The organism is Terrabacter sp. FW104-15G4B (genome assembly GCF_058790095.1).
In genome coordinates this window covers 49,649-70,228 of record NZ_JBYTCI010000016.1, presented here as the reverse complement: position 1 = coordinate 70,228, position 20,580 = coordinate 49,649, and the positions used below count along the sequence as shown (strand labels likewise).

The 20,580-nt window shown below is 70.6% G+C and carries 21 protein-coding genes; 9 read left to right on the top strand and 12 right to left on the bottom strand.

All coding sequences use genetic code 11. From position 1 onward, the window contains the following. Positions 1 to 6 precede the first annotated feature (6 nt). The 6 genes from AC3WRT_RS13620 to AC3WRT_RS13595 all read left to right on the top strand — a co-directional run bounded on the left by AC3WRT_RS13620 (position 7) and on the right by AC3WRT_RS13595 (position 4,685). Positions 7 to 297: a DUF6703 family protein gene (locus AC3WRT_RS13620; protein ID WP_492722731.1), complete on the top strand. Its 291-nt coding sequence runs from the start codon at positions 7 to 9 to the stop codon at positions 295 to 297. A gap of 61 nt (positions 298 to 358) precedes the next feature. Further along, a complete protein-coding gene (locus AC3WRT_RS13615) occupies positions 359 to 1,342 on the top strand; it encodes a metal ABC transporter substrate-binding protein (RefSeq protein WP_492722729.1) in 984 nt (327 codons plus the stop codon). Further along, complete coding sequence (locus AC3WRT_RS13610; protein WP_492722727.1) at positions 1,339 to 2,184, top strand: metal ABC transporter ATP-binding protein; 846 nt, start codon at positions 1,339 to 1,341, stop codon at positions 2,182 to 2,184. Before AC3WRT_RS13615 ends, AC3WRT_RS13610 begins: the two co-directional genes overlap by 4 nt. After that, positions 2,181 to 3,224 carry a metal ABC transporter permease gene (locus tag AC3WRT_RS13605; protein WP_492722725.1) on the top strand — a complete coding sequence of 348 codons (1,044 nt, stop codon included), beginning with the start codon at positions 2,181 to 2,183 and terminating at the stop codon, positions 3,222 to 3,224. The genes AC3WRT_RS13610 and AC3WRT_RS13605 overlap by 4 nt, the downstream gene beginning before the upstream one ends. Next, complete coding sequence (locus tag AC3WRT_RS13600) at positions 3,221 to 3,634, top strand: Fur family transcriptional regulator (RefSeq protein ID WP_492722723.1); 414 nt, start codon at positions 3,221 to 3,223, stop codon at positions 3,632 to 3,634. The genes AC3WRT_RS13605 and AC3WRT_RS13600 overlap by 4 nt, the downstream gene beginning before the upstream one ends. A 124-nt stretch (positions 3,635 to 3,758) precedes the next feature. Beyond that, positions 3,759 to 4,685 carry an NHL repeat-containing protein gene (locus AC3WRT_RS13595; protein ID WP_492722721.1) on the top strand — a complete coding sequence of 309 codons (927 nt, stop codon included), beginning with the start codon at positions 3,759 to 3,761 and terminating at the stop codon, positions 4,683 to 4,685. Positions 4,686 to 4,743: 58 nt separating this feature from the next. Here AC3WRT_RS13595 and AC3WRT_RS13590 read toward each other — a convergent pair whose 3' ends face one another. Together AC3WRT_RS13590 and recO are read right to left on the bottom strand one after the other, a co-directional pair. Continuing rightward, on the bottom strand, positions 4,744 to 5,520 hold the full coding sequence (locus AC3WRT_RS13590; RefSeq protein ID WP_492722720.1) for an isoprenyl transferase: 777 nt from the start codon (positions 5,518 to 5,520) through the stop codon (positions 4,744 to 4,746). A 37-nt stretch (positions 5,521 to 5,557) separates the two neighbouring features. Next, entirely contained in the window at positions 5,558 to 6,286 is a 729-nt protein-coding gene (recO, locus tag AC3WRT_RS13585) for a DNA repair protein RecO (RefSeq protein ID WP_492722718.1), read from the bottom strand. Positions 6,287 to 6,405: 119 nt separating this feature from the next. Here recO and AC3WRT_RS13580 point away from each other — a divergent pair, with 119 nt between their 5' ends. The 3 genes from AC3WRT_RS13580 (at position 6,406) to gnd (ending at position 9,544) form a co-directional block, all read left to right on the top strand. Next, the gene (locus AC3WRT_RS13580; RefSeq protein WP_492722716.1) at positions 6,406 to 7,056 is read left to right on the top strand and encodes an alpha-ketoglutarate-dependent dioxygenase AlkB; all 651 of its coding nucleotides are present in this window, start codon (positions 6,406 to 6,408) and stop codon (positions 7,054 to 7,056) included. A 14-nt stretch (positions 7,057 to 7,070) separates the two neighbouring features. Next, a complete protein-coding gene (locus AC3WRT_RS13575; protein WP_492722714.1) occupies positions 7,071 to 7,889 on the top strand; it encodes a maleylpyruvate isomerase family mycothiol-dependent enzyme in 819 nt (272 codons plus the stop codon). 221 nt (positions 7,890 to 8,110) lie between these two features. Continuing rightward, positions 8,111 to 9,544: an NADP-dependent phosphogluconate dehydrogenase gene (gene gnd, locus AC3WRT_RS13570; protein WP_492722712.1), complete on the top strand. Its 1,434-nt coding sequence runs from the start codon at positions 8,111 to 8,113 to the stop codon at positions 9,542 to 9,544. A gap of 90 nt (positions 9,545 to 9,634) precedes the next feature. Here gnd and AC3WRT_RS13565 read toward each other — a convergent pair whose 3' ends face one another. The 10 genes from AC3WRT_RS13565 to AC3WRT_RS13520 form a co-directional block, all read right to left on the bottom strand. Then, a complete protein-coding gene (locus AC3WRT_RS13565; protein ID WP_492722710.1) occupies positions 9,635 to 11,158 on the bottom strand; it encodes a glycosyltransferase family protein in 1,524 nt (507 codons plus the stop codon). Positions 11,159 to 11,215: 57 nt separating this feature from the next. After that, the gene (gene leuA, locus AC3WRT_RS13560) at positions 11,216 to 12,961 is read right to left on the bottom strand and encodes a 2-isopropylmalate synthase (protein WP_492722708.1); all 1,746 of its coding nucleotides are present in this window, start codon (positions 12,959 to 12,961) and stop codon (positions 11,216 to 11,218) included. 198 nt (positions 12,962 to 13,159) lie between these two features. Then, a complete protein-coding gene (locus AC3WRT_RS13555) occupies positions 13,160 to 14,539 on the bottom strand; it encodes a hypothetical protein (RefSeq protein ID WP_492722706.1) in 1,380 nt (459 codons plus the stop codon). Then, positions 14,536 to 14,679 (bottom strand): hypothetical protein, encoded by a 144-nt coding sequence (locus AC3WRT_RS13550; protein ID WP_492722704.1) that lies wholly within the window; start codon positions 14,677 to 14,679, stop codon positions 14,536 to 14,538. Before AC3WRT_RS13550 ends, AC3WRT_RS13555 begins: the two co-directional genes overlap by 4 nt. 141 nt (positions 14,680 to 14,820) lie before the next feature. Continuing rightward, positions 14,821 to 15,750, bottom strand: coding sequence for a GTPase Era (era, locus tag AC3WRT_RS13545; RefSeq protein WP_492722757.1), 930 nt, complete (start codon positions 15,748 to 15,750; stop codon positions 14,821 to 14,823). A 19-nt stretch (positions 15,751 to 15,769) separates the two neighbouring features. Then, the gene (locus AC3WRT_RS13540; RefSeq protein WP_492722702.1) at positions 15,770 to 17,083 is read right to left on the bottom strand and encodes a hemolysin family protein; all 1,314 of its coding nucleotides are present in this window, start codon (positions 17,081 to 17,083) and stop codon (positions 15,770 to 15,772) included. A gap of 27 nt (positions 17,084 to 17,110) precedes the next feature. Continuing rightward, positions 17,111 to 17,578, bottom strand: a complete 468-nt coding sequence (ybeY, locus tag AC3WRT_RS13535) for an rRNA maturation RNase YbeY (protein ID WP_492722701.1) — start codon at positions 17,576 to 17,578, stop codon at positions 17,111 to 17,113. Beyond that, complete coding sequence (locus AC3WRT_RS13530) at positions 17,575 to 18,702, bottom strand: PhoH family protein (RefSeq protein WP_492722699.1); 1,128 nt, start codon at positions 18,700 to 18,702, stop codon at positions 17,575 to 17,577. Before AC3WRT_RS13530 ends, ybeY begins: the two co-directional genes overlap by 4 nt. A gap of 13 nt (positions 18,703 to 18,715) precedes the next feature. Further along, positions 18,716 to 20,215 (bottom strand): S10 family peptidase, encoded by a 1,500-nt coding sequence (locus tag AC3WRT_RS13525; RefSeq protein WP_492722697.1) that lies wholly within the window; start codon positions 20,213 to 20,215, stop codon positions 18,716 to 18,718. Next, positions 20,212 to 20,571: a histidine triad nucleotide-binding protein gene (locus tag AC3WRT_RS13520; protein ID WP_492722696.1), complete on the bottom strand. Its 360-nt coding sequence runs from the start codon at positions 20,569 to 20,571 to the stop codon at positions 20,212 to 20,214. The genes AC3WRT_RS13525 and AC3WRT_RS13520 overlap by 4 nt, the downstream gene beginning before the upstream one ends. Positions 20,572 to 20,580 lie beyond the last annotated feature (9 nt).

Sequence of the window (20,580 nt, the reverse complement as noted above, 5' to 3'; positions counted from 1 at the left end):
CGTCGTGTGGCCCTGAGCTTCCGTTCCCGTGTCGAGCACGCCTCCTACCCGTTGATGGAGCGGCTGGCCGCCGTCCCGCGCCCCGTCGCGCTCGGCGTCCTCGTCGTCCTGCTCGCCGTCGGAGTGCTGGCTCCGCGCCCCTTCGGGGGCATCGCCTTCCTCGTGGTGGCGGCCTTCGTCGGCTGGCTCCTCTTCCTGACCTGGCAGCGGCTCACGCTGCCCGAGCGCCTCATGCGTACCGCGGTGCTCGTGCTCGCCCTGGCCGTCGCCGTCGTCAAGATCGTGCCCGGGAGCTGACGTCCGCCCGAGGGGCGGACCAGATTGACAATGATTCTCATCTTCGACAATCATGGTCGGCATGACCGCTCGCCGCTTCCCCTTCACGGGTCTCACCCGTGTCCCTGCGCTTGCCGGCGCGGTCGCGGTCGTCCTCGCGGTCGGTGCGTGCAGCACTGACGCCGCCGGCGCCGGCGCGGCACGGCCGATCGTCACCTCGTTCTACCCGCTGCAGTTCGCGACCCAGCAGATCGTCGGCAGCACCGCTCCGGTGACGGTGCTCACCAAGCCGGGCGCCGAACCCCACGACCTCGAGCTCGCACCGCAGGACATCGGCGGCATGACCAAGGCACGCCTCGTCGTCTACTCCGACGGCTTCCAGCCGGCGGTCGACGAGGCGGTCGGGCTCGTCGACGCGACGAAGGTGCTCGACGTCGCGGACGTCGCGAAGCTGACGCTCGCAGCTCCGGAGGAGGGCAACCACGAGGGCGATGCGGCGACGGTGACCGACGGGCAGGACGCGCACGCCGGGCACGACCACGGCGCCGACGACCCCCACTTCTGGCTCGACCCCGCCCGCTACGCCGCCGTGGCCGAGGCCATCAGCGCACGCCTGTCCACCGACGACCCGGCGAACGCCCCGACGTACAAGGAGAACACCGCCCGCTTCGTCGAGAAGCTGTCGGAGCTCGACGACGAGATGAGGGTGGGTCTCGAACGGTGCCGGATCAAGCAGCTGGTCACGAGCCACGCCGCCTTCGGCTACCTCGCTGCCCGCTACGGCTTCGAGCAGCGAGGCATCACCGGCATCTCGCCGGAGGGCGAGCCCAGCGCGGCGGCCCTCAAGGCGGTCGGGGACCTCGTGACCTCCGCCGGCGTGAGCACCATCTACCAGGAGGCGCTCGTCGAGCCGCACTTCGCACAGACGGTCGCCACCTCGACCGGCGCGAAGGTCGCAACCCTCGACCCCATCGAGGGGATCACCTCCTCCTCGGCCGGCGCCGACTACTTCGAGGTCATGCGCAGCAACCTCGTCACCTTGCGTGAAGGACAGGAGTGCTCATGAGGTCGGCATCGTTGCTGCCGCTACAACCGCCTTCCCCGGACGCGGTCCTCACCCTCCGGGGGGCCGGCTTCGGCTACGGCGAGGGTGCCGTCCTCAGCGACGTCGACCTGTCCATCCGGCGGGGCGAGATCGTGGCGATCGTCGGCCCGAACGGGTCGGGCAAGTCGACGCTGATGAAGGGCGTGCTCGGACTCAACGAGCGGGTCGCCGGCACCGTGACTCTCTTCGGGGTCGACAGCGACGACTTCGAGGACCGGGCCCGGCTCGGCTACGTGCCCCAACGGCATACATTGTCGGCGTCGGTCAGGGCCACCGCCGAGGAGATCGTCGCGACCGGGCGCCTGCCTCGCATCGGCTGGCTGGGACGCCTCCGCGCCACCGACCGGCAGATCGTGGCCCGCTCGCTCGAGGTCGTCGGTCTCGCCGACCGCGCAGCCACCGAGGTGAGCACCCTCTCCGGCGGCCAGCAGCGACGCGTCCTCATCGCCCGTGCCCTCGCCGGCCAGCCGGACGTGCTCATCATGGACGAGCCCACAGCGGGCGTCGACGCCGCGAGCCAGCACGTGCTCGCCGACGTCCTCGACCGCCTCGTCGAGCGCGACGTCACGATGGTCATCGTCACCCACGAGCTCGGAGCGCTCGAGCGGCTGCTCACCCGGATCGTCGTCGTCGACGGCGGGCGTATCCGCTTCGACGGCACACCGCAGGCGTATGCCGCCGCGCGCGACCGCGTCCACCACGACCACGACAGCCACCACCACGACCTCGAGCTCGACGGCCACCACGGTGGGCTCGGCCGCGGACCCCTCGACGCCACCCACACCGACCGGAGGCGACCGTGATCGACCTGCTGACCATCGACTTCATGCAGAGGGCGCTCGTCGCCGCTCTGCTCGTGGGCACCGTCGCGCCGATGGTCGGGATCTTCCTCGTCCAGCGGCGCCTCTCGCTCATCGGTGACGGCATGGGCCACGTCGCCCTCGCCGGTGTCGCGATCGGACTCGTCTCCGGGGCGGCGCCGGTGCTGACGGCGCTCGTGGCAGCGGTGATCGCGGCCGTCGTCATCGAGCTGCTCCGCGCCCGTGGCCGCACCAACGGCGACGTCGCCCTCGCCGTCATCTTCTACGGCGGCATCGCCGGCGGCGTCGTCATCATCAGCAAGTCGTCCAGCGGCACGCCGGCGAACCTCATGAAGTACCTCTTCGGGTCGATCCTGACGACGCAGCGCTCCGACCTCTACGTCTTCGCCGGCCTGGCGCTGCTCATCTCGGTGACCACGTGGGCGTTGCGCCCGCGGCTCTTCGCGGTGGCCAACGACGAGGAGTACGCCCGCGCCGTCGGACTGCCGGTGCTGCCCCTCAACATCGTGCTGGCGGTACTCACGGCCACCACCGTCGTCGTCGCCATGCGGGTCGTCGGACTGCTGCTGATCAGCGCGCTCATGATCGTGCCCAACGCCGCCAGCCAGCTCGTCGCGAAGTCGTTCAGCGGCGGGGTGCGGTGGGCGATCGCGTTCGGGCTGGTGTCCTCGGTCGGCGGTGTGGCTCTCTCGTACCCTCTCAACACGCCCTCGGGGGGCACCATCGTGCTGCTCGCCGTCGGGCTGTTCGTCGTGACGGCCGTCGTCACCGGGGTGATGGCCAGGGCCGGCCGGCGAGGTCACGACGTGGCGGAGACGCATGCGCACGAGCACGGCGTCGAGTGCGGGCATCCGGCGCTCACGCACGGCGACCACGTCGACTACGTCCACGACGGGCACCGGCACGCCGCCCACGAGGGCCACTACGACGAGCACGGCGCGGACCACGACCATGCGGCCGCCGCCGAGGGCGCCGAGCCCGCTCCCGCCACACCCGGCTCGACGAGAGGAACGAGACCATGACGAGCGGCACCAGCATGTCCGCCGGCTCCCGCAGGCCGACCCGCCAGCAGGCCGCCGTCGCCGAGCTGCTCGAACGCTCCGACGACTTCACCTCGGCGCAGACGGTTCACGCCCGGCTGCGCGAGGCCGGCGCCGGCGTCGGGCTCGCGACCGTCTACCGGACGCTCCAGTCGATGGTCGAGGCCGGCACGGTCGACGTGCTGCGCACCGACGACGGTGAGGCCGTCTACCGGGCCTGTTCGACGCACCACCACCACCATCTCGTCTGCCGTGCCTGCGGCCGCACCGTCGAGGTCGAGGGGCCGGCCGTCGAGAAGTGGGCCGACGCCGTGGCGGCCGACCATGGTTTCACGGGCGTGACCCACACCCTGGAGATCTTCGGCACCTGCGCCGACTGCGCCACCTCCTGACGGAATCCGGTCCGGTAGGTCCCGTTCTGGAGCCTTGCGGTCGCGCACCGGGCAGGTCGACCCTGTTGTGGGGGCCCGCCTCTCGGCGGACAGACCGCCTGAGGCATGACGGAGGGGATCGACAATGCTCGGTATCACCAGACGTTCACGGTGGCTGGCCCTGGCAGCCGGGGTGCTCGCCATCGCCATGGGAACCGCGCCCGCCCGGGCGGCGCACCCGCAGGAGCAGATCGTCCTCCCTGGTGCGCAGTCGGCCGAGGGCATCGCGTCCGGCACCGGCACGACGTTCTACGCCGGCGAGCTCTTCACCGGCAACATCTTCCGCGGGGACATCCGCACCGGCAGGGCACGCCTCTTCATCACCGCCCCACCCGGAAGGATGGCCCTCGGCCTGCGCGTCGACGTGCCCCACCGGCTGCTCTTCGTGGCAGGCGGGTTCACGGGCCAGGCCTATGTCTACGACTCGACGACGGGCGCCCGGATCGCAGCCGTGCAGCTGACGACCGCACCCTCGATCATCAATGACGTCGCGGTGACGAACCGCGGCGCGTGGTTCACCGACTCGATGTCGGCCAAGCTCTACTTCATCCCCGTGAGTGCAACGGGCGCCCTCGGGCACGTCCGGACGCTACCCCTGCACGGCCCGGCCGCGGTCGTCGAGCCGGGCTTCAACAACAACGGCATCCAGGCCACCGCTGACGGGTCGACGCTGCTGGTCGCGCACACCAACTTGAGCGCGGTCAACACGGTCAACCCCGTCACCGGCGACAGCGCAACGATCGCGGGCGTCAACGTGCCGAACGTCGACGGCATCCTGCTGGACGGACGCACGCTCTACGTCGTGCAGAACTTCTCCAACCAGGTGGTCGAGTTCAGGCTGGGCGGTGGCCTCGGGTCGGGTCGCGCCATCAAGACCGTGACGAGCAGCAACTTCGAGGTGCCGACGACAGTCGCCCGGTTCGGCGACCGTCTGGCCGTCGTCAACGCCAAGTTCGACACCGGGTTCCCGCCCACGGCAGCCCAGTACGAGGTCAACGTCGTCGACCGCTGAGCGGGGGGCCTGCGTCCACCCAGCCGTACGCTGCCGCCCTCCCGAGCCGGCGCAGAGCTCAGCCGCTGGTGGGCTGGTCGACGGCTCCACCGTAGCGACGGTCGCGAGCGACGTACTCCTCGATCGCAGCCCACAGGTCGCGCCGGTCGTAGTCCGGCCACAGCTGGTTCTGGAAGACCATCTCGGCGTAGGCCGACTGCCACAGCAGGAAGTTGCTCGTGCGCTGCTCACCCGAGCTGCGGACGAAGAGGTCGACGTCCGGCATGGTCGGCTCGTCGAGGTAGCGCTTGACCGTCTTCTCGTCGACAGACCCGGGGCGGAGCCGACCGGCCTTGACGTCATGGGCAATTCGCTGGACTGCGTCGGCGATCTCGGCGCGCCCACCGTAGTTGACGCAGAAGTACAGCGTCAGCCCGGTGTTGTGCTGCGTCAGCTCCTGGGCGATCTCGAGCTCCTTGATGACCGACCGCCACAGGCGAGGCGCCCGCCCCACCCAGCGCATCCGGACCCCCCACTCGTGCAGCTGGTCGCGGCGGCGGCGGATGACGTCGCGGTTGAAGCCCATGAGGAAGCGCACCTCGTCGGGCGACCGGCGCCAGTTCTCGGTCGAGAAGGCGTACGCCGACAGGTGCGTCACGCCGATGTCGATGGCGCCTGCGACGACGTCGAGCAGCGACGCCTCACCCGCCTCGTGGCCTTTGGTCCGCGGCAGTCCGCGCGCGTTGGCCCAGCGGCCGTTGCCGTCCATGACGATCGCGACGTGCTTCGGCATCAGGTGCGCCGGAATGGTGGGCGGCGTCGCGCCGGACGGGTGCGCGTAAGGCTTGGCGTACATGGGTCTCCGGTCGGTAGGGATCGGGTTCGCTGACGGCTCAGAGGCGCTCGACGAGCCGCAGTGACCGCAGGCCTCGCTCGATGTGCCACTGGAGGAAGGCCGAGACCATGCCGTTGCCCTGCAGGCGGTGACGGGCGTCGCTCGCGTCGGCGATGTCCCAGTCACCGGTCAGCAGCGACGCGAGCAGCTGGAAGGTCTCGGGAGCGGGGGCGCTCGAGCCGGGCGGACGGCATACGGAGCAGACGGCGCCGCCGGCCTGCACGTTGAAGGCCCGGTGCGGGCCGGGCGCGCCGCACCTGGCGCAGTCCACGAAGCTCGGCGCCCAGCCGGCCACGGCGAGCGAGCGCAGCAGGTAGGCGTCGAGGACGAGCCCCGGGTCGTGGGACCGTTCGGCGAGGGAGCGCAGCGCGCCGGCCAGCAGGAGGTACTGCTGGGTCTGCGGCTCGTGCTCCTCGGTGAGCTGCAGCGCCGTCTCGAGCATCGAGGTCGCACAGGTGTAGGCCGTGTAGTCGCGGGCGATCGCGTCGCCGTAGGGCGCAAGGGTCTCGACCTGGGTCACGGTGTCGAGGTTGCGGCCCTCGTAGCACTGGACGTCGATGACCATGCCGGGCTCCAGGCGCGAGCCGAAGCGGGACTTCGTGCGCCGCACCCCCTTGGCGACGGCACGGACCCGGCCCCGCGTGCGGGTCAGCATCGTGATGATGCGGTCGGCCTCGCCCAGCTTGTGGGTGCGCAGGACGATCGCCTCGTCACGGTAGAGGGGCATGCCCCCATTCTCCCCCGCCCACCGGCGCGGACGGCACCGCACGCGCCGAACCACGCGACCTCGACTCAACTCTCACGCTCTTCGAACACCCGTTCGACGATTCGGGTTATCGTGGGGGCATGGACCTCTCTCTCCAGGGTTCGCTGCTCGACCTGACCGACGCGATGACGCTGCGCGACGTGGGCACCGGGCTGACCCGACACCACCTGACCCGGGGCGCCTGGGTCGACGTCCGTCCCGGCTGGCTCGCCGCCGGGGACGAGCTCTTCACGGCGCTGCTGCGCGACGTGCCCTGGCACGCCGAGCGCCGCCAGATGTACGACTCCGTCGTCGACGTCCCCCGACTGACGAAGTTCTACGCCGCCGACGAGACGCTCCCCCACCCGATGCTCGTCGAGGCGCGCGAGGCCCTGAGCGCCCACTACGCCCCCGAGCTCGGCGAGCCGTTCGTCACTGCCGGGCTGTGCCTCTACCGCGACGGGCGCGACAGCGTTGCCTGGCACGGCGACCGCATCGGCCGCTCGCGCGACACCGACACGATGATCGCGATCCTCTCGCTCGGGTCAGCGCGCACGCTGGCGCTGCGTCCGCGCGACGGCGGCCCCATCCCCGGCTCGACGGCAAAGCGCTTGCGCTATCCCCTGGGGCATGGTGACCTCGTCGTCATGGGCGGCTCGTGCCAGCGCACGTGGGACCACGCGGTGCCCAAGACCTCCGAACCGATGGGCCCGCGCATCTCCGTGCAGTTCCGCGTCGCGGGCGTCCGCTGACAGAAGGAGTACGTATGCCGTCCAGCCGCTCAGGTGGCTCCCTTCCCTTCCTCGACCATCTCGCGGCCGACTCGGCACGCTTCCGGACGGTGCTGGCGACGGCACCCGCGGACCTCCGCGTGCCCACCTGCCCCGACTGGGACGCCGACGACCTGCTGTGGCACCTCGGCGAGGTCCAGTGGTTCTGGGGCGAGATCGCCGAGCGCGGGCTCACCGACCCGGCCGACCTCGACGCCCTGAACGCGACGCGTGAGCAGCGCCCGACCGACCGCGCCGGACTGCTGGCCTTCTTCGACCGCTCGAGCGAGCGACTGCACCGAGTGCTGGATGGCCTGCCGCCCGAGACGCCGCTGTGGATGTGGTACGACGACGACCAGAGCGCTGGCTACATCCGGCGTCGCCAGGCGCACGAGGCGATGATCCACCGGCTCGACGCCGAGCTGACGGTCGGCGAGCGCACGCCCCTCGACTGCCGCCTCGCCGCGGACGGCGTCGACGAGGCCCTGCGGATCATGCGTGGTCACGAGCCGGAGCCGGACCTGACGCACGAGCCCGTCTCCACGCCGGTGACGATCGCGACCGTCGATGCGTTCCACTCCTGGACGGTGACCCCGGTGCGGGTGACCGGCACGTGGAACGACCGGGAGGTCGACGTGCTCCGCTTCCTCGTCGCAGACGGTCCTGATCAAGCCGCCCAGGCTGAGATCACCGGGTCCGCGGCCGACCTCGACTGCTGGCTCTGGAACCGTCCCGCCGAGGCCGAGATCACCCGGGACGGCGACGCTGCAGCCCTGGCGTCGGTCGATGCCGTCCTCAGCGACTCGATCGACTGACTCGGTCAGCCGCGGCGAGTACGTGCGGGAGCGAGGCGGTCGGCCTGCTGGCGCTTGCGCAGGGCGGTCCCGTGCGGCCTTCGACCTTCGACGTGAGTAACGCAAGGACGCCTCGGCTCGGGGTGCCACTGTCATTCGCGTACCGGCGGCACTCGACGCACCCCTCCCCATCGACGGCCACACGGCATACGGTCGTGTTCTGGCGACCTGAAGGAGCCCTCATGTCTGACCTTGCCACCATCGGCGTGACCGGCCTCGCCGTCATGGGCAGCAACCTCGCCCGCAACCTGGCCCGCCACGGCCACACCGTCGCCCTCCACAACCGCACCTCCGCGAAGACACGGACGCTCATCGAGGAGCACGGTTCCGAGGGCGCGTTCGTGCCGTCGGACTCGACGGAGGAGTTCGTGCAGTCCCTCGAACGGCCCCGCCGGATCATCGTCATGGTCAAGGCCGGAGCACCGACCGACGCCGTCATCGACGAACTCGTGCCGCTCCTCGAGGAGGGCGACATCGTCGTCGACGGCGGCAACGCCCACTTCGCCGACACGCGACGCCGTGAGGCCGGGCTGCGCGAGCACGGCCTGCACTTCGTCGGCACGGGCATCTCGGGTGGGGAGGTCGGAGCCCTCGAGGGTCCGTCGATCATGCCGGGGGGGTCGAAGGAGGCGTATGCCGCCCTCGGCCCGATCCTCGAGTCCATCGCCGCGCAGGTGGACGGCGAGCCGTGCTGCGCCTGGATGGGTCCTGACGGCGCCGGCCACCTCGTCAAGATGGTCCACAACGGCATCGAGTACGCCGACATGCAGTTCATCGCGGAGGCCTACGACCTGTTGTCCGCCGCAGGGCTGTCTGCGGCGGAGGCTGCCGACGTCTTCCGCGAGTGGAACTCCGGTGAGCTGGACTCGTTCCTCATCGAGCTGACCGCCGAGGTCCTCGCGCAGGTCGACTCCGTCACCGGCGTGCCACTCGTCGACGTCATCGTCGACGCCGCCGAGCAGAAGGGCACCGGCCGGTGGACGGTGCAGACCGCGCTCGAGCTGGGTGTGCCCGTGTCGACCATCGCCGAGTCGGTCTTCGCCCGGTCGGGGTCGGGTGACCTCGACGTTCGCACGGCGGCGCGCGGCGTCCTCGTGGGGCCCGACCGCGTCGTGTCCGTCTCGGACCGCCGGCAGTTCGTCGACGACGTGCGCGACGCCCTGTGGTCGTCCAAGGTCGTCGCCTACGCGCAGGGGCTCGAGCAGATTCGCAAGGCGAGCGAGGAGTACGGCTGGGACGTCGACATCGCCACGGTGGCGCGGATCTGGCGCGGCGGCTGCATCATCCGCGCCCGCCTCCTGGCGCAGATCAGCGACGAGTACGCCGCCAACCGCCTCGCGACGCTGCTCGTCGCCCCGAGCATCGCCTCGGGTCTCGCCGAGCGGCAGGACGCGTGGCGTCGGGTCGTCGCGCTCGGCACGACCGGCGGGGTGCCGGTGCCCGGCTTCTCGAGCGCCCTGGGTTACTACGACACGATGCGCGCCGACCGCCTGCCGGCGGCCCTCGTCCAGGGGCTGCGCGACAACTTCGGTGCGCACACCTACGCCCGCATCGACCGGGAGGGCGCCTTCCACACGCTGTGGTCGGGCGACCGCAGCGAGATCACGGCGCCGTGACGGATCGGCCGATCGACGACGTCGTTTCGTCGCCTTCGGGTGCGCTGGCGGACGACGTCGACCGCTCCGACCAGGGTGGCGCTCCTGCGTTCACCCTAGGCGACGTCGGACGCGTGGGATGGATCCGTGGACCATGGCCGCCAGCGCGACCACGAGGGGGACGAACGCGAAGAGGTAGCGAGAGCGGCCTTGCAGGACCAGGGTGAACGCCGCGATGCCGAGGACGGACAGGGCGACGAGCAGCGTCTCGCGGCGGTAGGGCGCTCGCAGGAGACCCAGTCCGGCGACGAGCAGCACCGCAAGCCACAACGCCTGCGTCACATCGGCGCGCGCATGGTAGGCCGACCCGTGGAACCCGTTGATCTCGTGCACGACTCCGGTCACGCCCGTCGCCGGTGCGAGCGACCCGGGCAGGTAGTCCGTTCCCTCCCCCCAGGCCCAGAACATTCCGTCCCCCCAGTTCCACGCGGCCTTGTTGCCGTAGAAGGCCAGAGTGCCGCCCAGCCCCCGTTCGGCCCAGCGGGCGGCGAGGAAGCCGGCGGCATACGTCGTCATCTGCTCCTGGTCCCGGCCTTCCACGGCGTTGACCATCTCGCGCGAGTACGCGCCGTATCTGACCAGCCCACCCGACGACCCCTGCTCGTCGGCGCCCAGCGCCACCCACCACAGCAGTGGCGGGCTCCCTGATGCGTTGATCCGAGCCGAGTCCACACGCGACACCGACGTCGCTGCCGCCGAGAGTCCGAGGCTGAGGGCGACGAAGGCAAGTGCCGACGCCGCACAGGCTGCGATGACCCGGGCTCGCCGGACGACCGGAGCGAGGTCGTGGTCGAAGGTCGCCACGACCGCCGTCAGGACCGCCGCGATGGCGATGACGACGGGGGTCGTCTTGATGGTGTACGCCACCGACACGGACACGATCGCGAGCAGCCAGAGGATGATGCGGTGGGTCCGTGCACCAGCGGCCAGCGCCTCGAGGGCGAGCGCCACCGACCCGATGACAAAGGGCATCGCGTAGAACTCGGTGTACGGCACGGCCAGCCACGGGCTCGTCCCGACCAGGACCAGTGTCGTCAGCTGGGCGACCAGCGAGGGGCCGCGACCGGCCACGCGGACGACGACGAGGTGGACGGCATACAACGTCAGGGCCACGCAGAGCCCGTTGAGCGGGATGAGGACGGCATCGGGCGCGAGCGAGAGCCGCTTGGCCACCGCGACGCCGATGCGGTCGATGGCGAGCAGCGGCAGGTTGTTGGGGTACAGCGACAGGTAGCTGTAACTGCCGGCCGTGAGCTCACGCCCGCTCTGGAGCGCCCGGGCCATGCTCAGGACGACGCGCGCGTCCCAGCCGTAGTCGTAGCGCATCATCAGCCCCACGAACGTCGCGACCGTCCCTCCCCCGACCGCCACGACCGGGGGCAACCAGCGGTTCCTCGACCACCGGGGCACGCGCATGACGGCCGCCAGGAGGACCAGCGCGAGGGTGACCGGTACGACGACCTGCCAGCGGTACCCGACGTTGACCGACCGCGGGGCGACGAGGGCGACCAGGGCCACAGCCACGAGAGAGAACCCGGTCAGCCGAAGCAGTGCTCGACCGACCGGGGACTCCATGGCGCCAGACGCTACCCCACCGAGGTGAGCGGCCCGTCAGCCGAGCGTCAGGCCTCGTCAGGCGCTGGGCCGGGCGTCGCGCTCGGCGCGGTTGACCGCAGACACGATCGCCTTGATGGAGGCCGTGACGATCGACGGGTCGACACCGACGCCCCAGAGGACGCGGTCGCCGACGGCGCACTCCACGTAGGCCGCGGCCCGGGCGTCGCCACCGGCCGACAGCGCGTGCTCGGCATAGTCCAGGACGCGCACGTCCGGCGTGCCCTCGACCCTCGAGAGCGCGTCGACGAACGCCGCGATGGGACCGTTCCCGGAGCCGGTGATCGTCAGCGACTCGCCGCCGTCGCCCACCGTCGCCTCGATCGTGCTGGCGCCGTCGACCGTGGAGTCCGTGACGACGTTGACCAGGTCGAACCGGCCCCAGCGGCGCGTCGGGTCGGGCAGGTACTCGTCCTGGAACCTCGCCCACAGCTCGGCAGGAGCGACCTCTCCCCCGTCCTGGTCGACGCCGCGCTGGACGACGCCCGAGAACTCGATCTGGAGGCGACGCGGCAGGTCCATCTGGTGCTCGGTCTTCATGATGTATGCGACGCCGCCCTTGCCGGACTGGCTGTTGACGCGCACAACGGCTTCGTAGGACCGGCCGATGTCGTGCGGGTCGATGGGGAGGTAGGGCACGCCCCAGACGAGGTCGTCGATGCTCGTGCCCTTCTCCTTGGCCTCGGAGGCCATCGCCTCGAAGCCCTTCTTGATGGCGTCCTGGTGCGAGCCGGAGAAGGCGGTGAAGACGAGGTCGCCACCGTACGGGTGGCGCTCGCCCACCGGCAGCTGGTTGCAGTGCTCGACGGTGCGGCGCACCTCGTCGATGTCGCTGAAGTCGATCTGCGGGTCGATGCCCTGGCTGAAGAGGTTCATCCCGAGCGTGACGAGGCAGACGTTGCCGGTGCGCTCGCCATTGCCGAAGAGGCAGCCCTCGATGCGGTCCGCGCCGGCGAGGTAGCCCAGCTCGGCCGCTGCCACACCGGTGCCCCGGTCGTTGTGCGGGTGCAGGCTCACCACGATCGACTCACGTCGGTCGAGGTGGCGGACCATCCACTCGATGGAGTCGGCATAGACGTTGGGCGTCGCCATCTCGACCGTCGCCGGCAGGTTGACGATCATCTTGTGGTCAGGAGTCGGGTCGATGACGTCGACGACGGCGTTGCAGATCCGCATCGCGAAGTCGAGCTCGGTGCCGGTGTAGGACTCGGGCGAGTACTCGTAGTAGACCTGCGTGTCCGGCACGGTCTCCTCGAGCTTGCGGCAGAGGCGCGCTCCTTGGACGGCGATGTCGATGATGCCGTCCTGGTCGAGCCCGAAGACGACCTTGCGCTGCAGCGCCGACGTCGAGTTGTAGAAGTGGACGATGGCCTGCTTGCTGCCGCGGATCGCGTCGTAGGTGCGCTCGATGAGGTGGTCGCGGCACTGTGTCAGCACCTGGATCGTGACGTCGTCGGGGATGTGCCCGCCCTCGATGAGCTCGCGGCAGAAGTCGTAGTCGGTCCGGCTCGCCGATGGGAAGCCGACCTCGATCTCCTTGTAGCCCATCTTGACCAGCAGCTGGAACATGCGCAGCTTGCGCTCGGAGTTCATCGGGTCGATGAGCGCCTGGTTGCCGTCCCGCAGGTCGACGGCGCACCAGCGCGGGGCCTGGTCTATGCGCTTCGTCGGCCAGGTGCGGTCCGGGAGCTCGAACGGGATCTGCTCGTGGAACGGGACGTACTTCTGGAACGGCATTCCCGACGTCTGCTGGGGGTGGATCATCACTGCACTCTCTTCGTCTGCGTTTCGCTCGGTGTCCGGCCGGACACGGGAAACTCCGCGACGAGGAGGGCCGGGGTCAGGCCTCGCCGCGGCAGAGAAGAAGGAGGCTCACCGCTCGCACGCCCTCACCGTATGCCGGGTGCTGCGTTGACGTCCACCGCTCGGACCTGCTGACCGCATCCTGAGATCCGGTTCTGATCACGGGAGCGGCATCCCGTCCGGACCCTGCTGCGCGACCATGCCACGGGTGCCGGGTGGGTCGGAGACTCCGTAGCTGACGTCCTCGCGGTCCGACCCGAAGGCGCTCCAGCCGACCTCCACCCCAGAGGGCAGCGGTCCCCCACCAGCGGCCCTCTGCTCACGCGCCTCGTCGGGACCGCGGCCGACCGAACGCCACACGCGGGCCTCTGACGCCACGACGTCCAGGTCGGTCCATGCCCGGGCCTCCCCGGACGAGAACCCGCCGGCGACCCAGCGGATCCGAGCCGCGGGTGCGATCCCGGCCGCCTCGAAGGCGCGGGCCTCCGAAGCGGTCAGGGTGGGATCGGCGAGCACGAGCTCGTGCGCCTCGCGACCCCCGAAACCGGCATCCCGCCACTGCAGTGCGCGTGGGAGGTCCTCCGCCTCCCAGACTGCGATGTCCTCCGGCGCCAGGCCCGCCTCGAGCCACGGGGCGACCTCGCCCGGTTGCTGCTGGATCAGGACCGGAGCAAGGCGCTCCACGGGAGCGTCGGCCGGAAGGCCGATCCCGCGCCACGCGACGGTACGGCGTACGACCTCGTCGCCGGATGCCTCTGACATCGCAGTGATCTCAGCCCAAGCCCGCGCCTGGAGGGCCGTCAGGCCCGCACCACCCTCGGACAGGGGTGCAAGCAGGGTGCGGACGTGGGCTGGGCCCAACCCGAGGCGAACCCAGTGCTCGGCACTGCGCTCACGAGGGGCCACCTCCCGCCAGCCGCGAGCGGCATCTGCCTGCCGACCCGTCCACGACGACCAGATGTCGTCCTCGGTCAGCGGGAGGAGATCTCGGGCAGCGCGCATGTTGGCCAGGGCGTCCCAGCCGAACCCCTTCCGGTCCCGGTGCTGTCCGATGACCAGCAGCAGGCTCGACACCGGCAGGGACGGCCAGGGAGAGCGCAGGAGCCAGATGCGATCCCGCGGTGGCGGCGGAAGATCGACGGAGCGGGCCATTCGGGCGAGCAGCCACTGTTGGTGGGTGTCGCGTCCCGTCTCGGGACCGAGCAGCGTCTCGTCGTCGCCGAAGGACATCAGCGCGAACCTCGGCATCCGGTCGCGCACCCACCGTCGGTGCTCCCGCGGCCAGACCGCCGGGATCAACGCCCACTCCCAGCCCATGAAGCCGATGGGCAACGGCTCCCACCCCTCGCCGGCCGGAGCCGCGACCTCGGGGAGGTCGTGGACGCCTGGGAGCGTGTAGCGCTCGCCGGGCGCGAGTGGCCGGTCCTCTCCCGCCTCGAGCATCGCCTCGATCTCGGCGAGAGCGGGCGGCAGGGGCAACAGGTCCGCGTCAGCAACTGCCGGCGGGTCGGAGCGACCCCAGGGGTCGTCCTCGGTCACGGTTCACCCGCCGTGTCGCGCGGCCCGGCAGCCGGGACGCCCTCGCCGACGTCGGCGATCTGTTCCTCGGGGCGCGGGGGCACCGTCTGGTCCTCCTCGAGGACCTCGAGCTCGTGGTCGTGTGCAGCCGACTGCGACATGTCCGCCTCCTTGTGCGGAGTCTATGACCGGTCAGCGGCGACCAGGCGCGTTGGCAGGCCATCTGGAAACCGAGCAGGGCGGCACACCACCGGATGGCGACAGCCATGTCACGGACGGAAACGAAGACCTGGCCGACGCGGTCAGAAGCCCAGGCGCTGGAGCTGCTTGGGGTCGCGCTGCCAGTCCTTGGCGACCTTGACGTGGAGGTCGAGGTAGACCTTCTGGCCGAGGAGCGCCTCGATGCCCTTGCGGGCGTTCGTACCGACCTCGCGCAGGCGTGAGCCGCCCCGTCCGATGACGATGGCCTTCTGGCTGGGGCGCTCGACGAAGACGTTGACGCGCACGTCGAGCAGGGGCTTGCCCTCGGGACGCCCCTCGCGCGGCACCATCTCCTCGACGACGACCGCCAGGGAGTGCGGCAGCTCGTCGCGGACACCCTCGAGGGCTGCCTCGCGGACGAGCTCGGCGATCATGATGATCTCCGGCTCGTCGGTGAGCACGCCGTCAGGGTAGAGCTGGGGAGAGCGCGGCAGGAACGACGCGAGCACGTCACGCACCTCCTCCACCTGGCTGCCGGAGACGGCGGAGCACGGGATGATGGCGTCCCACTCCCCCAGCCGGTCGATGGCGATGAGGTGTTCGGCCAGACGCTCACGGTCGACGGCGTCCGCCTTGGTCGCGATGGCCACGACCGGACGGCGCCGCACCGAGCGCAGCTCCGTCAGCTCGTTGGCGATGAAGGTGTCGCCTGGGCCGATGCGCTGGTCCGCCGGCAGGCAGAAGCCGATGACGTCGACCTCGAGCAAGGTCTCGCGGACGAGGTCGTTGAGGCGCTGGCCGAGGAGCGTCCGCGGCTTGTGCAGGCCCGGCGTGTCGACGAGGATCAGCTGGGCCGTCGACGTCGTCGCGACCCCTCGGATCGTGTGCCGGGTCGTCTGCGGCTTGGAGCTCGTGATGGCGACCTTCTGGCCGACGAGCGCGTTGGTCAGCGTCGACTTGCCGGCGTTGGGCCGGCCCACGAGGCAGGCGAACCCGGCGCGGTAGTCGTCCGACCGCCCACCGGGCGCCATGCCCTCGCCCGCTGTCGGGTCAGCGTCCTGAGTGCCCATGGGCGTCCTCCGTCTCGGGGTGCGCGGCGTCGTCCTCCGGCACCGCGGCGCGGTGCACGATGACCGACGCGACGCGGTGGCGGCGTCCGGCCATGCGTTCTGCCGTCAGCTCCAGCCCGGCGACGGTACCGGACGAGCCGACGATCGGCACGCGCCCGATCACCTTGGTCAGCAGGCCACCGACGGTGTCGACGTCCTCCTCCTCGATCGTGACGTCGAAGAGCTCGGCGAGGTCGTCGATGTCCATCGACGCCGGGACGCGCAGGGTGCCGTCCTCGAGCTGCTCGACCCCCGGCGCCTCCCGGTCGTGCTCGTCGGCGATCTCGCCGACGATCTCCTCGATGATGTCCTCGATCGTGATGAGACCCGCGGTGCCGCCGTACTCGTCGACGACGATCGCGAAGTGGTTCTGGTCGCGCTGCATCTCGCGCAGCAGGTCGTCGACGGGCTTGCTCTCCGGCACGAAGTGCATCGGCCGCATCACCTCGGTCGCGAGGTGCCGGGCGTCCTCCGGAGCCGCGTTGAGGCGGCGCGCGACGTCCTTGAAGTACAGCAGTCCCCTGACGTCGTCGCTGTCCTCACCGACGACCGGGATGCGGGAGAAGCCGGACCGGAGGAAGAGCGACATCGCACTGCGCAGGGTCTTGTCGGCGTCGAGGGTCACCATGTCGGTGCGCGGCACCATGACGGCGCGAGCCAGGGTGTCGCCGAGCTCGAAGACCGAGTGGATCATCTCGCGCTCGTCCGCCTCGATGACGTCGGAGTCACCGGCCATGTCGACGAGGTCGCGCAGCTCGGACTCCGTCTGGAAGGGCCCGTCGGTGTAGCCCTTGCCGGGGGTCACGGCGTTGCCGAGGATGACGAGCAGCTTGGCCAGCGGGCCGAGAACGCGCCGCAGCCCCACGGCGAACGGTGCGCTCCACAGGGCCACGGTCTCGTAGTTCTGGCGCCCGAGCGTGCGGGGCGACACCCCCACGACGACGAACGACACGACGGCCATGATCGCGATGCTGAGAAGGGCGCGGCTCCACGTCGACTCGACCTGGCCCGCGACGGCGAGCGTGACGAGGACGGCAGCCGTCGCCTCCGCGACGACGCGCAGGAAGGCGATGACCGACAGGTATGCCGGTGAGTCGGCGACCACGGTCGTCAGCGATTTCGCGCCCGACCGGCCCTCGTCGAAGAGCTCCTGTGCGCGCACGCGCGACATGCGGAAGATGGCGGCCTCGGCGGCCGACAGCAGGAACGCCACGACGATGCTGATCAGGGCCGGAAGGGCTAGCTGCGGGAGCATCTCGGTCTCTCGTCGGTGCTCAGGCGCTCAGGCGCTCGGGCGGTTGCGCGTGGCGAGGAAGGTGAGCAGCAGCTGGCGTTGCAGCTCGAACATCTCGCGTTCCTCGTCGGGCTCGGCATGGTCGTAGCCGAGCAGGTGCAGGATGCCGTGGGTCGTCAGGAGCAGCATCTCCTCGACCGGCGCGTGGCCGGCCTCGAGGGCCTGCTTCGTCGCGACGGACGGGCAGAGCACGATGTCGCCGAGGGTGCCCTCCTCGGGCTCCTGGCCCTCCCGGCCGGGGCGCAGCTCGTCCATCGGGAAGCTCATGACGTCGGTCGGCCCGGGCAGGTCCATCCACTGCACGTGGAGGACCTCCATGGCGTCCTCGTCGACGAGCTTGATGCAGAGGTCGGCCTGCGGGTGCACGCGCATCTGCGCCATGACGTATGCCGCGCAGGCCAGCAGCTCGAGCTCGTCGACGTCGTGGTCGGTCTCGTTGAGGACGTCGATGCTCACGCGCCGGCCCCCGAGGCGTCTCGGCGCCGACCCTGCTCGTCACGGCCACCGGACGTGCGGGCGCGGCGCTCGGCCCGCACCTCGTCGCGCTCGTAGGCGTCGACGATGGCGCTGACGAGTCGGTGGCGCACGACGTCGTGCGAGGTCAGCTCGGCGAAGTGGACGTCCTCGACGCCGTCGAGGATGTCGCGCACCACCCGCAGCCCGGAGCGGGTGCCGCCGGGGAGGTCGACCTGGGTGATGTCGCCGGTGACCACCATCTTGGAGCCGAAGCCGAGTCGGGTGAGGAACATCTTCATCTGCTCGCTCGAGGTGTTCTGCGCCTCGTCGAGGATGATGAACGCGTCGTTGAGCGTGCGACCGCGCATGTACGCGAGCGGCGCCACCTCGATGGTGCCCGAGGCCATCAGCCGCGGGATCGTGTCGGGCGAGACCATGTCGTGCAGGGCGTCGTAGAGGGGCCGCAGGTAGGGGTCGATCTTGTCGTTGAGCGTGCCGGGCAGGAAGCCCAGTCGCTCCCCTGCCTCTACGGCCGGACGGGTCAGGATGATCCGGTTGACCTGCTTGGCCTGCAGGGCCGCCACGGCCTTGGCCATCGCGAGGTACGTCTTGCCGGTGCCGGCGGGGCCGATGCCGAAGACCACGGTGTGCTGGTCGATGGCGTCGACGTAGCGCTTCTGGTTGAGCGTCTTGGGGCGGATGGTGCGGCCACGGCTGCTGACGATGTTCATCGTCAGCACGTCGGCGGGCCGCTCGGCGCCCTGGCCGCGCAGCATCGAGATCGAGCGCTCGACCGCGTCACGGTTGAGCGGCTGGCCGGTGGCGACGATCGTGAGCAGCTCGTCGATCAGGTTGTCGATGATCTCGAGCTCGCCGGCCGGACCGGTGAAGGTCATCTCGTTGCCACGCACGTGGGTGTCGACGAGCGGGAACTGGCGCTCCATGGTGCGCAGCAGCTCGTCGCGGGGGCCGAGGAGCGTCACCATGTCGATCGGCGGCGGGATCTGCCGGGTCAGCACGGGTGCGTCGACGGTGTCGGCGCCGGTGGCTCGCTCGGCCTCGTCGGGCACCTCGGGGTGCTGGGGGCCGTCGGACTCGGATCGTCGTGGTTGCGCGTCAGTCATCGTGGTCACGAGTCTACGTGTCGCGGCCAGCGCTCCTCACCACGAAATCCGCCAGATCGCGGCTTTGTCGCAGGCGCGACGGCTCATGGACATACATCATGTGCCCCGCCTCGTAGTAGGCGTGCTCGATGTTGCCGCGCAAGGCGTCGGGCAGCTGGAGGTGGGCGACGACGTCCTCCGCGGCGAAGTGCGGCGTCGCCCCGTCGTAGTAGCCGTACGCGATGTGGACCCGCAGGTGCGGGTTCTGGCGCATCGCCCGTTCGAGCTTCGGAGAGACGTCGACCGGGCGGCCCTCGAAGTCCTTGTACGACCACGGGTGCACCAGCCGCGAGATCTGCTCGTAGTGCAGGTCGCTGCCATAACCGAGCTCGTCACGCACGTAGTGGTTCCAGGCGGCGGCGTAGGGCCCCGTGATCGCGTCGTGTGACGGGTCGGCGTCCATGTTCTCGGCGATCGCGGCCGCCGCGGGGCCGGTGAAGCGCGCGTCCAGGCGCCCGACCGAGAGGCGCTGGTCGCGCAGCAGCTCGGTGAAGTAGCGCCAGTGCTCGATACGCAGGTCGGCGCGGTCGACGTAGTCCTCCGTCAGGCCCGAGAGCCGGGCGACGGTCGACACGGCCTGCGCACGCTCGGCGCCGGTCAGCCGGCTGCCCCGGGAGAGCACCCACGGGTAGTCGCGGGCGGCATACGCCTCCGCCTCGTCGAGGACGGACCGCAGGGAGCGGCGCCGGTGCTTGCCGTGGAAGTGGGCCACCGCGGCATACGTCGGCAGGTAGAGCGCGTGCGCGCGGTCGTTGCGCTGGTTCTCGAAGTCGACGGAGCTGAGGTCGAGCACACTGCTGATCAGGATGAGGCCGTTGAGGTACATCCCGTAGCGCGACTGGAGGTGCTCGGCGAGCGCGGCCCCGCGCAGCGTGCCGTACGACTCGCCGGCGACGAACTTCGGCGACATCCAGCGCCCGTTGCGCGACGTCCACAGCCGGATGAGCTCCGCGACGGACTCGATGTCCTTCTGGTAGCCGTGGTACTCCCCCGGCTTGCCGCCCTGGACGGTCCGCGAGTAGCCGGTCGACATGGGGTCGAGAAAGACAAGGTCGCTGACCGCGAGCAGCGACTCAGGGTTGTCGACGAGGTCGTACGGGGGTGGCTGCAGGGCGCCGACGTCGCCGCTCACGACGCGGCGGGGACCGAGCAGGCCCAGGTGCAGCCAGACGCTCGAGCTGCCGGGACCGCCGTTGAACGCGAAGGTGACCGGGCGGGTCCGCGCGTCGGCGTCGTCGAGCACGTAGGTGGTCATCGACAGCTCGGCGCGGGCCTTGTGGCCGCCGAAGGTGCCGTCCTTGTGCTCCTCCTCGCGCAGCACGACACGACCGGTCGTGGCCGTGTAGGGCAGACGCGCCCGCCCGACCTTGAGCGTGTGGTGGGTCGTGACGAGGTCGTCGAGGGGCTCGGGCGGCGGGGCAGGCTTCGTCTCGGTGGCTGCCTTCGGAGCTGCGTCGGCGCCCGCGTCGCTCACACCATCCTCCCCTCGTGGAAGGCCGTGCCACCGAGGACGTGGACGTGCGCGTGGAAGATCGTCTGCCCTGCCTCGCTGCCGGTGTTGACGACCATCCGGTGCGCCTCTGCGACGCCCTCGTGCTCGGCGACGCGGGCCGCCAGCAGGAAGACGTCGGTGAGGTCGTCACCCGACGCCGCGGCGAGCGCCCCGACGGTCGGCTCGTGGCGCCTCGGCACGATGAGCACGTGGACCGGCGCAGCGGGGTTGATGTCGCGGAAGGCGATGGACCGTTCGCTCTCGGCGACCCGGTCCGACGGGATCTCACCGGCGACGATCTTGCAGAAGAGGCAGTCGGCGGAGCTCTGCGAGGTCATGAGTGCACC